Annotated in this window: 15 protein-coding genes; 4 read left to right on the forward strand and 11 right to left on the reverse strand. The window is 61.8% G+C overall.

The features are described from left to right. Positions 1–66: 66 nt before the first annotated feature. Positions 67–549, reverse strand: coding sequence for a hypothetical protein (locus tag LU682_RS05760; protein ID WP_010952255.1), 483 nt, complete (start codon positions 547–549; stop codon positions 67–69). A 366-nt stretch (positions 550–915) separates the two neighbouring features. On the opposite strand from LU682_RS05760, the gene LU682_RS05765 reads away from it, so the two are divergent. Further along, positions 916–1539 (forward strand): response regulator transcription factor, encoded by a 624-nt coding sequence (locus tag LU682_RS05765; protein WP_003254939.1) that lies wholly within the window; start codon positions 916–918, stop codon positions 1537–1539. Between the two features lie 70 nt (positions 1540–1609). Here the strand turns inward: LU682_RS05765 and LU682_RS05770 are convergent, their stop codons facing one another. From LU682_RS05770 to metG, 7 genes are all read right to left on the reverse strand, one after another. Next, positions 1610–1786: a PA3496 family putative envelope integrity protein gene (locus LU682_RS05770; RefSeq protein ID WP_010952256.1), complete on the reverse strand. Its 177-nt coding sequence runs from the start codon at positions 1784–1786 to the stop codon at positions 1610–1612. Positions 1787–1890: 104 nt separating this feature from the next. Beyond that, entirely contained in the window at positions 1891–2529 is a 639-nt protein-coding gene (gene nth, locus LU682_RS05775) for an endonuclease III (RefSeq protein WP_010952257.1), read from the reverse strand. Positions 2530–2533: 4 nt separating this feature from the next. Continuing rightward, entirely contained in the window at positions 2534–3058 is a 525-nt protein-coding gene (locus LU682_RS05780; RefSeq protein ID WP_049588516.1) for a hypothetical protein, read from the reverse strand. Then, a complete protein-coding gene (locus LU682_RS05785) occupies positions 3051–3653 on the reverse strand; it encodes an RnfABCDGE type electron transport complex subunit G (protein WP_010952259.1) in 603 nt (200 codons plus the stop codon). Before LU682_RS05785 ends, LU682_RS05780 begins: the two co-directional genes overlap by 8 nt. Further along, complete coding sequence (locus tag LU682_RS05790; protein ID WP_010952260.1) at positions 3650–4621, reverse strand: RnfABCDGE type electron transport complex subunit D; 972 nt, start codon at positions 4619–4621, stop codon at positions 3650–3652. The genes LU682_RS05785 and LU682_RS05790 overlap by 4 nt, the downstream gene beginning before the upstream one ends. Then, positions 4618–5166, reverse strand: a complete 549-nt coding sequence (locus LU682_RS05795) for an Rnf-Nqr domain containing protein (protein ID WP_010952261.1) — start codon at positions 5164–5166, stop codon at positions 4618–4620. Before LU682_RS05795 ends, LU682_RS05790 begins: the two co-directional genes overlap by 4 nt. A 106-nt stretch (positions 5167–5272) precedes the next feature. Then, on the reverse strand, positions 5273–7312 hold the full coding sequence (metG, locus tag LU682_RS05800; RefSeq protein ID WP_010952262.1) for a methionine--tRNA ligase: 2040 nt from the start codon (positions 7310–7312) through the stop codon (positions 5273–5275). A 158-nt stretch (positions 7313–7470) separates the two neighbouring features. On the opposite strand from metG, the gene apbC reads away from it, so the two are divergent. Beyond that, positions 7471–8565 (forward strand): iron-sulfur cluster carrier protein ApbC, encoded by a 1095-nt coding sequence (apbC, locus tag LU682_RS05805; protein ID WP_010952263.1) that lies wholly within the window; start codon positions 7471–7473, stop codon positions 8563–8565. Between the two features lie 167 nt (positions 8566–8732). On the opposite strand, the gene LU682_RS05810 is transcribed toward apbC, so the two are convergent. Beyond that, positions 8733–8942 (reverse strand): cold-shock protein, encoded by a 210-nt coding sequence (locus LU682_RS05810; protein ID WP_003254922.1) that lies wholly within the window; start codon positions 8940–8942, stop codon positions 8733–8735. A gap of 327 nt (positions 8943–9269) precedes the next feature. On the opposite strand from LU682_RS05810, the gene dcd reads away from it, so the two are divergent. Then, the gene (dcd, locus tag LU682_RS05815; RefSeq protein WP_003254920.1) at positions 9270–9836 is read left to right on the forward strand and encodes a dCTP deaminase; all 567 of its coding nucleotides are present in this window, start codon (positions 9270–9272) and stop codon (positions 9834–9836) included. Between the two features lie 94 nt (positions 9837–9930). Next, complete coding sequence (locus LU682_RS05820) at positions 9931–10158, forward strand: hypothetical protein (protein WP_003254918.1); 228 nt, start codon at positions 9931–9933, stop codon at positions 10156–10158. 6 nt (positions 10159–10164) lie between these two features. Here LU682_RS05820 and pdeM read toward each other — a convergent pair whose 3' ends face one another. Continuing rightward, positions 10165–10815 carry a ligase-associated DNA damage response endonuclease PdeM gene (gene pdeM / locus LU682_RS05825; protein ID WP_010952265.1) on the reverse strand — a complete coding sequence of 217 codons (651 nt, stop codon included), beginning with the start codon at positions 10813–10815 and terminating at the stop codon, positions 10165–10167. After that, entirely contained in the window at positions 10812–13262 is a 2451-nt protein-coding gene (locus tag LU682_RS05830; RefSeq protein ID WP_010952266.1) for a ligase-associated DNA damage response DEXH box helicase, read from the reverse strand. Before LU682_RS05830 ends, pdeM begins: the two co-directional genes overlap by 4 nt. Positions 13263–13283: the final 21 nt, after the last annotated feature.

The raw sequence follows: 13283 nt of genomic DNA on the forward strand, positions 1-13283 counted from the left end.
TGCTGGCGTGTGCGAAAACCCCGGCTCGGTCCGGGGTTTTTTTATGCCCGCGCAAAGGCGGGTCGTTCAACTTCGGTGGCTCACATCATCGCCCTCGAGTGCGCTGATCGAAAGCTGCGCACATTGACGTCTGTCCAGATTACAAAAGCGCCAGACGCGCGCTGGCTCGGGCGGTTGGGCAAGTGCGTGCAAGAGTTGTTGTTCCATCATGCGACAGGCGTCGGGGCCGGAGAACATGAAAGTGACAGGTTCGCCCTGTACCGCCTCGGGGGCATCATTGGCAATTGCGGGTGTGGCCACACTGCTCAGTGCTGGCGTGTTGTCGTGTGCTGCGTTGTTGGGAAGCGGGCTATAGAACGACTTGTAATTGAAGTTGAGTGTCAGAAAAAACAGTGCCGTCAGAAAGAATGGAAAGCCTACCAGGAACCAGGTGTAGAGCCTTTGGCTGGACTCGCCGAGAAATGGCAGTGTGGCAAGGGCGGAGGCTTCGATGATCCCCGCGAAGATGGCAATGATCGTCAGCGGGGCGACAGGTTGTGCTTGGGTCATATAGGCCGTCTCCAGCGGTTTTGTCCATCTTTACCTTACTGCTGTACTCAACTAAAGGCTGGATTGTTTCCCGGGGGAGGAATGATCGTCAGAGAACCTCGTTGTGTTGCTTTTTCGACGTGTTTGAGTCGGAAGTTTTCCTTTGCTGAAGATCAGTATTCAACTGGTACGTTTATGTCAGTGGGTGGTACTTTTTTTCGGTAATAAGTAATTTATTTGTTACAACCATAGTCATTGTGTGTAGGAAGTTTCTGTAAGTTCTGTAGGCTTTTTCTGTCCATGGCTTTCGCTGGTAAATCGCCGCGCCAGCAAGCGTCCTGTCGGTTATCGTGGCGTGCCAAAGCAACAACAATGTATGGATATCGCATGAATAAAGTGCTTATCGTGGATGATCATCCGGTCATACGCCTGGCCGTACGCATGCTGATGGAGCGGCATGGGTATGACGTTGTGGCGGAGACTGACAATGGGGTAGCTGCGTTGCAGCTGACACGGCAACACCTGCCGGATATTGTGGTGCTGGATATCGGTATCCCGAAACTGGATGGCCTGGAGGTGATCGCCCGCATGGCGACATTCAGCCCGGGTAGCAAGGTACTGGTGCTGACGTCACAGGCCCCCGGCAACTTTTCGATGCGCTGCATGCAGGCAGGGGCGGCGGGTTACGTGTGCAAGCAGCAGGAGCTTACCGAACTGCTCAGCGCTATCAAGGCTGTGTTGTCGGGTTACAGCTACTTCCCCAACCAGGCCTTGCATGCGTCACGTGGCAGGGGGGCGGGCAGCGAGACGGATATGGTGAATCGCCTTTCTGCGCGAGAAATGACGGTGCTGCAACAACTGGCGCGAGGGCGTTCGAACAAGGAGATTGCCGACAGCATGTACCTCAGTAACAAGACGGTCAGTACCTACAAGTCACGGCTGCTGCTCAAGCTCAATGCACGGTCATTGGTTGACCTGATCGAGCTGGCGCAACGGCAAGGTCTGAACTGATCGCCAAGCCTTGAAGCCTCCAGCCAGGAGGCTTTGCCAGGGCTATCGGTCCATGACTACGGGACCCGCACTACAGGTCGTAATCGAAATCGGCCAACTGCTTCTGCAGGCGCCGTTCTTCCAGCATGTTGTCGATGGTGCGACGTTTGCTCAGGTTGGTCTTTGCGATTTCAACCTGTGGCTCCGCGTCATCGTCTGCGGCAACAAAATCATCATCGATCGACAGGTCGTCTTTATCGGTACTCATGAGTCGCTCCAAGCCAAGGGGCCATTGGCCGTCCTTATAACCAGAAAGCAGACGCTGGTAAAAAAGATTTTTTCAATCGATGTGAGTGGTTTTTGGCTATCGGCTCAATCGTCGGAGGTTTTGTGCTTGTACTCGCACAAATCTTCGATCCTGCAGCTGCCGCACCTTGGCTTGCGCGCCTGGCACACGTAGCGCCCGTGCAGGATCAGCCAGTGGTGGGCGTCGAGCAGGTAGTCCTTGGGTACAAACTTGAGCAGTTTCTTTTCCACTTCCAGCACCGTTTTGCCTGGCGCGATGCCTGTGCGGTTACTCACCCGGAAGATATGGGTATCCACGGCCATGGCCGGTTGGCGAAACGCCGTGTTTAGCACCACGTTGGCGGTTTTGCGGCCGACGCCGGGTAGCGCCTCCAGCGCTTCGCGGGTTTGCGGTACCTGGCTGTCGTGGCGCTCGATCAGCAGCCGGCACGCTTCTATGACATTCTTGGCCTTGCTGTTGTAAAGCCCGATTGTCTTGATGTATTCGCTGAGGCCTTCAACGCCCAGGGCATAGATGGCCTCGGGGGTGTTGGCGACGGGGAACAGGCGGGCAGTGGCCTTGTTGACGCCGACGTCGGTGGATTGCGCGGACAGTGTCACGGCGACCAGCAGTTCAAACGGGGTCGTGTAGGCCAGTTCGGTCTTTGGGTCGGGGTTGTCTTCGTGCAGCCTGCGAAAAATCTCCAGGCGTTTGGCGGCATTCATGAAATCAGGGCTTTCCTTGACGAGGTGGGTGGGCAGGGTCTGGAAGCAGGCGATTGTACAAGGCCAACAGCAGACCCAGCAGCAGTAGCGCACCGGGTGCGAGGCTGGCCAGGTGCAGCTCGGCATGGTCAGCCAGCCATTGGCGGCTGGCGCCCAGCAGCAGGCAAATGGCAAAGACAGCGCCGAGGTGCCTTGCGAGCAGGCGCCAGCGGCGTTGGTCAGGTAGCAGGTGGTCACTGGCCAGGCATTGCAGGCACAACAATGCGGGATAGTGGCCCAGGGCAATGGCCAGTGGTAGCAGCCAGGCCCGCAGGGCCAACTGCAGGCAACTGGCCAAGGCTGCCAGCAGCAACAGGCTAGCCAGTACATAGGCCCAGCTGGCCATGTGTTTACGCAGTGGCGCCAGCAACAGTTGGTGCAGGCACCCCATCAGTACTGCGCACAGGCCGATGGCCGCGCCTTCAGCCAGCGTTCGGGTGGCACCCAGCAGTGGCGCCAGGCTCATGGCCAGCAGGCAGAACCTATTCATGGGTGGCGCCCTCCAGCAATACACTACGCTGCTCGTCGAAATAGCTCAGCGCATCCTGCAATGCGGCGATCACCGCTCGCGAGGTCACGGTTGCGCCGGCCAATTGGTCAAAGTCACCCTGGTCCCGCTTCAGCGCCCAGTGATCGCCATGATCGCGGTTGTTGAACTGACTCAGCCAGTGCAATCGCGGATCCCCCAGGCGATCGCCCAGCCCGGGGCTTTCCTGTTGTTCGACAACCTGGCTGCCGATCAGCCGGCCGTCCGTGGTGATGGCGACGCTCAGCACGATCGGCCCGGCATACCCCTGGGCCTGTGTGATCAGGATAATGGCGCTTGGCTTACCTGCCATAGTGGCACGGTAAGCCGCCAGGATACGGCTATTGGGCCTCTGTGCGGCGGGCCTTGGCAGCGGGCTTTCCAGGGGCTGGTTGTCATAGCTACCGTCGGGCAGCACGGCCAGCCGCTGGCGGCTTTGCAGCTGCTTTTCAGCGCCGGCGATGACCGGACCGGTCCACTGCCGCCAGGCCAGGGTGGCTGACACTGCCAATACTCCAGTCAGCAGCAACAGGCCCACATCCCGAACCCCGCGCTTCATCGGGCTGCCTGCTGACGCTGCACAGCCATGCGCTCGAGTGCCGGTGCGAAAAGGTTCATCAGCAGGACGGCGAACGCGGTGCCATCCGGATAGCTGCCCCAGGTACGAATCAGGTAGATGAGCACCCCTGTTCCCACGCCGAAGCACAGCTTGGCCCAGTCGTCTCTGGGGCCGGACACTGGCTCGGTCGCAATGAAGAAGGCTGCCAGCATGGTCGAGCCGGAAAACAGGTGCAGCAAAGGCGAGCCATTGGAGTCCGACCCCGAACCGTTCCAGCCCAACAAGCTGAATACCAATAGCCCTGCCAGCAAACCTGCCGGTGCATGCCAACTGATCACCTTGCGCTGTAACAAGAACAGGCCACCAAGCAGGAATGCCAGGTTGACCCATTCGCTGCCTGCCCCGCCAATGTTGCCAAAGCCCGGATGGCTGGCGAACAGCTCGTCGATGGTCAGGCTGCGGTTGTGGCGCAAGCCGTCGAGCAATGTCGGTCGGGCCCAGGCATCGATCTGTCCGCCCCCAGCGAACACCTGCTGCACGCTGTCGAGCAGGCCTGGGGCCTGCCCAGGCCAATGGTTCATCTGCAACGGGAAGCTGAGCAGCACGAAGGCATAGCCCACCATGGCTGGATTGAACAGATTTCGCCCGACCCCACCGTAGGCCTGCTTGCCGATACCGATCGCGACACTTGCCGCGATGACCGGCAGCCACCATGGCGCCAAGGTGGGCAGGGCGGCCGCCAGCAGTACGGCGGTCACCAGTGCGCTGCCGTCGTTTAGCGCCTGGCTCAGCGATTGGCTGCGCAGTGCCAGCAGCAATGCCTCGCACAGCAGCGCGGCACTGGCGCACAGCAACAGGTTCAGCATCATGCCCCAGCCATGCAGCCACAACAGCGCCAGCAGCCCAGGCGTGCAGGCGAGCAAGACCAGGCCCATGCTGGTGCGTAGGCGCGGATCGGGACTGCTCATTGGCCAAACATTCCGTTGAAACCGGAAAACGCCATAGCCATCACCCCGGCACCGATCAATTCGATGGGCAGGCCGCGCAGCACGTTGGGGATATCGGCGTGGGCGCTGCGCTGGCGCAGGTCGGCGAACACCATCAGCGCCAGCCAGAAGCCGCCACCCGTCAGCAAGCCTTTGAGCAGCATGGTTGGCCAGGTGGTGCCGTCGCTTGTCTGCTGCAGGGCAAGCCCAAGCGCTGCTGCATTGCTCAACAGCAGCGCTGGCAACCCCACTACAGGCCAGGCCGGGCGCCACTTGGCCAAAAGCCAGGGCAGTCCCCAGGCGAGCAAGGCCAGCCAGGGCAATAGCAGAAACAGGGCAAGATCGTGGATGTGCAACGGGGCAAGTACCGCGTGCACCAGCAGCTGCGCGCCGATTACGCCCAGGGCGATGCACAGGGCGCAGGCCAGGCCGTGCACCTGAAGTTGCAGCCCGGAGAGTGGCTGTCGGAGCAGGCACAGGTGATTGATCAGTGCGGCGCTGATCAGGACCAGGATGTAGTCATTCATGAGATGACGATAGCCGGGAATCGGGGCGATTGTCCGGGTTTGACATGAAGGGGCCTGCGTAATTGTGGGAGCGGGCAGGCCGCTCCCACAATGGCCGGCAGGGCGGTTACTTGATGCGCTGGCCTGGCTTGGCGCCGCTGTCCGGGCTCAGCAGGTAGATTTCTTCACCGCCAGGGCCGGCAGCCATGACCATGCCTTCGGACACGCCAAAGCGCATCTTCCGGGGTTTGAGGTTGGCTACCATCATGGTCAGGCGGCCTTCCAGCTTGGACGGGTCTGGGTAGGCTGACTTGATGCCGGAGAACACGTTGCGGCGCTCGTCACCAATGTCCAGGGTCAGTTGCAGCAACTTGTCGGCACCCGCCACGGCTTCAGCCTTGACGATCAGCGCCACACGCAGGTCGACGGCAGCGAAGGTATCGAACTCGATCTCTGCCGACAGCGGGTCCTTGGCCAGCTCGCCATTGCCCGCCGGGGCCTTGGCTTCGGCAGCCAGCAGGTCTTCCTTGCTGGCAGCGACCATGGCTTCGACCTTGGCCGGCTCGATACGGCTCATCAGGGCCTTGAACGGATTAAGCTGGTGGTTTTCCAGGCGTGTCAGGTGGTCGTTCCAGGTCAGCGGGGCCACGTTGAGGAAAGCCTCGGCGTCAGCGGCCAGCACCGGCAGTACCGGTTTGAGGAAGATCACCAACTGGCGGAACAGGTTGATGCCTTGGGCGCAAATGGCCTGGACTTCATCCTGCTTGCCTTCCTGTTTGGCCAGTGACCACGGTGCCTTGTCGGCGATCCAGGCGTTGGCGCGGTCGGCCAGTGCCATGATTTCGCGCATGGCGCGGCCAAAATCACGGGCCTCATAGGCTTCGGCGATGGAAGGTGCGGCAGCCAGGAAGGCTTCGGTCAGCTCAGGCGCGGCATCACCGCCTACCATCACACCTTCGTTGCCCTTGTGGATGAAACCGGCGCAGCGGCTGGCAATGTTGACGACCTTGCCGACCAGGTCGGAGTTGACCTTCTGCACGAAGTCTTCCAGGTTCAGGTCCAGGTCGTCGACGCCACGGCCCAGCTTGGCCGCATAGTAATAACGCAGGTATTCCGGCTGCAGGTGGTCCAGGTAGGTGCGGGCCTTGATGAAGGTGCCGCGCGACTTGGACATCTTGGCGCCGTTGACCGTCAGGTAGCCGTGCACGTTGACCGCGGTCGGCTTGCGGAAGCCGGCGCCTTCGAGCATGGCAGGCCAGAACAGGGCGTGGAAGTTGACGATGTCCTTGCCGATGAAGTGGTACAGCTCGGCCTTGGAGCCTTCGTGCCAGAAGGCGTCGAAGTCCAGCTCCGGGCGGCGTGCGCAGAGGTTCTTGAAGCTGGCCATGTAGCCGATTGGTGCATCCAGCCATACGTAGAAGTATTTGCCAGGCTCGCCCGGGATCTCGAAGCCGAAGTACGGCGCGTCGCGGGAGATATCCCACTCCTGCAGGCCGGAGTCCAGCCATTCCGCCAGCTTGTTGGCTACCGCGTCCTGCAGGGTGCCGCTTCGGGTCCACTGCTGCAGCATGGCCTGGAAGTCTGGCAGCTTGAAGAAGAAATGCTGGGAATCACGCAGTACCGGGGTGGCACCGGAGATCGCCGACTTGGGGTTCTTCAGCTCGGTGGGTGCGTAGGTGGCGCCGCATTTTTCGCAGTTGTCGCCGTACTGGTCTTCGGCCGCGCACTTCGGGCAGGTGCCCTTGATGAAGCGGTCGGCGAGGAACATGCCTTTTTCCGGGTCGAAGTACTGGGTCACCGAACGGGTGGCGATGTGCCCGGCTTCACGCAGGCGCGAGTAGATCAGGCTCGACAGCTCGCGGTTCTCGTCGCTGTGGGTGGAGTGGAAATTGTCGAAGTCCACCAGGAAGTCGGCGAAATCGCTGCTGTGCTCGGCCTGGACGTTGGCGATCAGCTGTTCCGGGGTGATGCCTTCCTTTTCGGCGCGCAGCATGATGGCCGAACCGTGGGCGTCATCGGCGCAGACATAGATGCACTGGTTGCCGCGCAGCTTCTGGAAGCGCACCCACATGTCCGTCTGGATGTACTCCAGCATATGGCCGAGATGGATCGATCCATTGGCATAGGGCAGGGCGCTGGTGACGAGAATCTGGCGTGGCTCGGACATGGTGGCTCGGCTACTTATCTGGCTACGGGGTAAAAATGAGGATGATCGGCCACTATAAAGGGCTGGCGAAGATATTTCACCCCGCAAGCGCATCTGCTGACGATTGACGGGTTAGGATAGGCGGCTGTTTTACATTCAGTTTGCCAATGGGAGTCTCCATGAGTGCCGTCACCCGTGCCGCCGTTGAAGGCGTGCTTCGCCAGTACACCGACCCCTACCTGAACCAGGACCCGGTCAGCGCCGGCTGCGTGCGCGCCATCGATATCCAGGGCGGGCAGGTCAGCGTGCAGTTGCAGTTGGGTTATGCCGCAGGGCTGTTCAAGAACGGCTGGGCCCAGGTGCTGCAGGCCGCCATTGGCAGCCTCGAGGGGGTCACTGGCGCTCAGGTTTCGATCGATTGCGTGGTGGCCGCGCACAAGGCCCAGGCCCAGGTGCCATCCATGGCCAACGTCAAGAACATCATCGCCGTGGCCTCGGGCAAGGGCGGTGTGGGCAAATCGACCACCGCTGCCAACCTGGCCTTGGCCCTCGCACGCGAAGGCGCACGGGTAGGTATTCTCGATGCCGATATCTACGGCCCCAGTCAGGGGGTGATGTTCGGCATCGCCGAGGGCACCCGTCCACAGATTCGCGAGCAGAAGTGGTTTGTGCCGATCAAGGCCCACGGCGTGGAAGTCATGTCCATGGCCTTCCTCACCGACGACAACACGCCGATGGTATGGCGTGGCCCAATGGTGTCTGGCGCGCTGCTGCAACTGGTCACCCAGACCGCCTGGGATGACCTGGATTACCTGGTGATCGATATGCCACCGGGTACCGGTGACATCCAGCTGACCCTGGCACAAAAGGTACCGGTGGTCGGTTCGGTGATCGTCACCACGCCGCAGGACCTGGCGCTGCTGGATGCCAAGAAGGGCGTGGAAATGTTCCGCAAGGTCAACATTCCGGTGCTGGGCGTGGTCGAGAACATGGCCGTGCATATCTGCTCGAATTGCGGCCATGCCGAACACCTGTTCGGTGAGGGTGGCGGCGAGAAGCTGGCCAGCCAGTATGGCGTCGACCTGCTGGCGTCGCTGCCGTTGTCGATGCTGATACGTGAGCAGGCCGACAGCGGCAAGCCCACGGCGATCGCCGAGCCGGAAAGCCAGATTGCCATGGTTTACCAGGAGCTGGCCCGCCAGGTAGGCGCGCGGATCGTGCTGCAGGAAGCTGCGGCGCCGGCAATGCCCAGCATTACCATCAGCGAAGACTGACCTGCCATACCGAGTTTGCCCGCACACAGCGACTGCGCCGTACTTGAAGCCTGTGCAGTCCCTGTGGGAGCGGGCGAGCCCGCGAAGAGGCCAGCGCCTATTTCGAGCAGGCATAAAAAAACCCGCCAGAAGGCGGGTTTTTTTGAAAGCTAGGAAGCTAGATCGACTTAGGCGATCTGAACTTCTTCAGCCTGCATGCCTTTCTGGCCGCGGGTAGCGACGAAAGTAACAGCCTGGCCTTCTTTCAGGGTTTTGAAGCCGTCAGCTTGGATGGCTTTGAAGTGCACGAACAGGTCGTCGCCCGACTGAGGGGTGATGAAGCCGTAGCCTTTCTCATCGTTGAACCACTTAACAACACCGGATTGACGGTTGGACATTTTTCTGTCTCCTTGGACAATTTGATAACGGTCAGGAAAAACCCTGCCCGGGACTGAGCGCAAAGAGAGCAGAAAATTCAGCGATGGGCCGATCAGGATCGTGCATCAAACTAGAGATTCTCGGTGTCACGTGCAGCACAGTGGCAACACCTTACCCCACTTTCCGCAACCTGCCAATGGTCAGAAGACGCTTTAGGCAAATTCGGATCGGCGGCGGCTGCAGCCCCCACCCGGCGCGGGATGAGGGATGGAACTTTAACCTGGGCGCCGGGACCGGTAATATGCGCGTCACGATTTTCACCTCGCAACTCTTCAGGACACCCCGCCATGAGCATCAAATCGGACAAGTGGATTCGCCGCATGGCGCAGGAACACGGCATGATCGAGCCGTTCGTCGAGCGCCAGGTGCGCGGCGAGCAGGACAACCGCGTGATCTCCTTCGGCGTCTCCAGCTATGGTTACGACGTACGCTGCGCCGACGAATTCAAGGTGTTCACCAACATCAACTCGGCCACCGTCGACCCGAAAAATTTCGATGCTGGCAGCTTCGTCGATATCAAGAGCGACGTGTGCATCATCCCGCCAAACTCTTTCGCCCTGGCGCGCACTGTCGAATATTTCCGCATTCCCCGTGACGTGCTGACCATTTGCCTGGGCAAGAGCACCTACGCCCGTTGCGGCATCATCGTCAACGTCACGCCGCTCGAGCCCGAGTGGGAAGGCCACGTGACGTTGGAGTTCTCCAACACCACCACGCTGCCGGCAAAGATCTACGCCAACGAAGGCGTGGCGCAGATGCTGTTCTTGCAGTCCGACGAAGAGTGCGAAGTGTCGTACAAGGACCGTGGCGGCAAATACCAGGGCCAACGCGGCGTCACCCTGCCGCGTACCTGAGCCGACAAGCGCGGGGAATTACCCGCGCCTTTGGCACTCCAACGAAGTAACGCCGGTGTGCATGATGTGCATCGGCTTTCGTCAGGAGCAGCCAATGAAACTCCATCCCGCAATCAGTGCCAAGCTGGCAGGCCTGCAGCCCAATCACGTTGGGTTGTTGCCCTGGTCACTGCTGGCGCACCCGCTGCCCATGCAGGCGGGGGGCGTGCCCCATCAGCCTGACCCCGATACCCCGCAACCGCCGGAACCCGGTGAGACGCCTCCCATGGAGCCGGGTGAGCCGACCTTGCCGGACGAGCCGCCTCCCGCCCCTGTGGCCTGAGCGTCGCTAAAGCGGCCAGACGCGTTCAGCGCCAGCCAGGTACAGCCGGCTGGCGCTGGCGGGGGTGATTTCCCACCCCCCGGTGAACTCACCGAATGCAGGTAGCAGGCTGACTTGCTCATCGATCACGAAGCAAGGCAGGCGCAAGCGCTGACGGGCCTTGCCGCGCAGGACGAAGACCGGGTGTACATGGCCCGCCAGTACCGGGTGTGTGCCGTGGGGCTGCGGCTCGTGCTGCAGGGCAAAGGGCTCCAGAACCCAAGGCTCGTCCACGACCTGAATATCGAGCGAGGCTGGTGGATCGCCGGCGTTGCGATCATGATTGCCGCGTATGAGCACCACTTTCAGATTTTTGTGCCGCTTTCGCCAATCCTCCACCTTGGCCAGCGTTGCCGGGGCGCGGGCCGTGCGGGCATGCAGAAAGTCGCCCAGGATGATCAGTTGTTCGCAGTCATGCTCGGCCAGCAGGCGATCGAGCCTGGCGAGTGTCGCCTCAGTCGTTCCGCGTGGCACCGGTTGATGCAGGGCGCGGTAGCTGGCGGCCTTTCCGATGTGCACGTCGGCCACCAGCAAGGCGCGGCGGGCGGGCCAGTAGATGGCTTTGTCGGCAAGCAGCCAGAGCGCCTGCCCCCGGTGTTCGATGGGTTGGTAATTCATCCCGCGTTCGCCGCTTGTTCCAGTTCCGCCACCATCCGCGCAATGCGGTCTGCCAGCTTCTCGGTGCTCAATGTCTCGCGCATGCCTTCCACCAACAAGGCAAACGCCAGTGGCCCTGGCCGCCTCAACGCCTGCAGGTCCAGTTGCAACTCACTCATTTTCAGCAGTTGCCGATGCAGCCGTTCGATTTCCAGCTCTTCGCTCAATACTTCATCCCGCGCCTGGCCAAGCAGCAAATTCCCCGCGTCATGCTTGCGAAACACCTCATAGAATAGCCCGCTGGAGGCCTGGATTTGCCGCGTGCTCTTCTGCGCGGCGGGATAGCCGCCAAACACCAGCCCGGCAATCTGGGCAATTTCACGAAAGCGCCGCAGTGCCATCTCCCCGGCATTCAGGCTGGCCAGCACATCTTCCAGCAGGTCCGCGGTGCCGAGTGCTTGCGGCAGGTGACTGGCCCAGTCCACCTGGGCAGGGCTGAGGAGTTCGAATCCGTAATCGTTGACGGCAATCGACACCGACAGCGGCTGTGCGCGGCTGACCCGCCAGGCAATCAGATTGGCCAAGCCCAGGTTGGCCATGCGCCCGGCAAAGGGATACAGGAACAGGTGCCAGCCCTGGCGGGATTTGAAGGTCTCGGCCAGCAGTGTGCTTGTGGTGGGCAAGGCTGACCACTGCGCTTGAAGCGCAAGCAGCGGGCGTACTGCGCGCATTTCCGGCCCCTCAAAGCGTTCATGGGCGGCAGCATCGAGCTGCTCGACCAGCGCATCGGCCAGTTCGCTCGAGAGCGGCATGCGCCCGCCGTTCCAGCGCGCTACCGCAGCCTTGCGCGCCGTGCTGCGACGCACATAGGCCGTCATGTTTTCCACGCGTACCAGCTCTAGTACCCGCCCGGCAAACACCAGGGTATCGCCGGGGCGCAGGCGGGCGATGAACGCTTCTTCAACACTGCCCAGCGTTTTCCCGCCGCCGCCCTTGCTCCAGTATTTCAGTTGCAGGTTGGCATCGCTGACGATGGTGCCGATGCCCATGCGGTGGCGCCGCGCCAGGCGTTCGCTGGTAACCCGGTAAACTCCGTCGGCCTGGCGCTCGACACGCTGGTAGTCCGGGTAGGCGGTCAATGAGCTGCCGCCGTGGCAGACGAAGTCCAGCGCCCATTGCCATTGGCTGTCGCGCAACTGGCGAAAAGCCCAGGTGCTGCGCACTTCGGCGAGCAGTTGCTCCGGGCGAAAACCGCTGCCCAAGGCCATGCTGACCAGATGCTGTACCAGCACGTCCATGCACAGGCGCGGTGAAAAGCGGGCTTCGATGTGGCCGGCTAACAGCGCCTGCCGGGCCGCCGCCGCTTCCACCAGTTCCAGGCTATGGGTGGGCACCAGGGTGACCCTGGAGCGCCGCCCAGGCGCGTGTCCTGAGCGACCCGCCCGCTGCATCAGGCGGGCGATGCCCTTGGCCGAGCCGATTTGCAGCACCCGTTCCACGGGCAGAAAGTCCACGCCCAGGTCCAGGCTGGACGTGCAGATCACCGCCTTGAGGCTGCCTTGCTTGAGGCTGCGCTCGACCCAGTCGCGGGTATCGCGGGCCAGCGAGGCGTGGTGCAGGGCGATCAGCCCGGCCCAGTCCGGGCGGGCCTCAAGCAGGGCCTGATACCAGATTTCTGCCTGGGCGCGGGTGTTGGTGAACACCAGGCTACTGGCACTGGCATCGATCTCGTGACAGACCTGGTCGAGCATCTTCAGGCCCATGTGTCCAGCCCAAGGGAAGCGCTCGATCGCTTTTGGCAGCAGGGTGTCGACTTGCAGTGCCTTGTCTTGCCGGCCTTGCACCAGCAGGCCGCCCTGGGGCAGCAAGACATCCCGTGCGTGTTGCAGGTTGCCGAGGGTTGCCGACAAGCCCCAGGTCGGTAGGCCCGGGTGCCAATGCCGCAGGCGCGCCAAGGCCAGCTGCAGTTGTACCCCGCGCTTGTTGCCAAGCAGCTCGTGCCATTCATCCACCACCACCAGTTGCAGCGTGGCGAAATCCTCACGTGCCTTTGCCCGGGTCAGCAGCAGGGTCAGGCTTTCGGGGGTGGTGATCAGCACACTGGGTAGCCGCCGGGCCTGTCGGGCGCGCTCGGCACTGTTGGTGTCGCCGCTGCGCACCCCTACGCTCCAAGGCAGCTGGAGCTCATCAAGCGGCGCTTGTAACGCACGTGCAGTGTCGGCGGCCAGGGCACGCATGGGCGTCACCCACAGCACCTGTATGGGGGCCAAGTGGCGGCCCTGGGGCCTGGGCTTGAACGCACGCAGCGCCGCGAGCCAGACCGCGTAGGTCTTGCCGGCACCGGTACTGGCATGCAGCAAACCGGATTCGCCCCGTTCGACGGCAGCCCATACGCGCCGCTGGAAGGCGAAGGGCTTCCAGCCGCGCTTGGCAAACCAGGCATTGGCGAGGTCGGTAGCAGCAGGCATGAGGGCAGGCGGTCCTTCGAA

It is taken from the genome of Pseudomonas alloputida (genome assembly GCF_021283545.2).
Lineage (GTDB): Bacteria > Pseudomonadota > Gammaproteobacteria > Pseudomonadales > Pseudomonadaceae > Aquipseudomonas > Aquipseudomonas alloputida.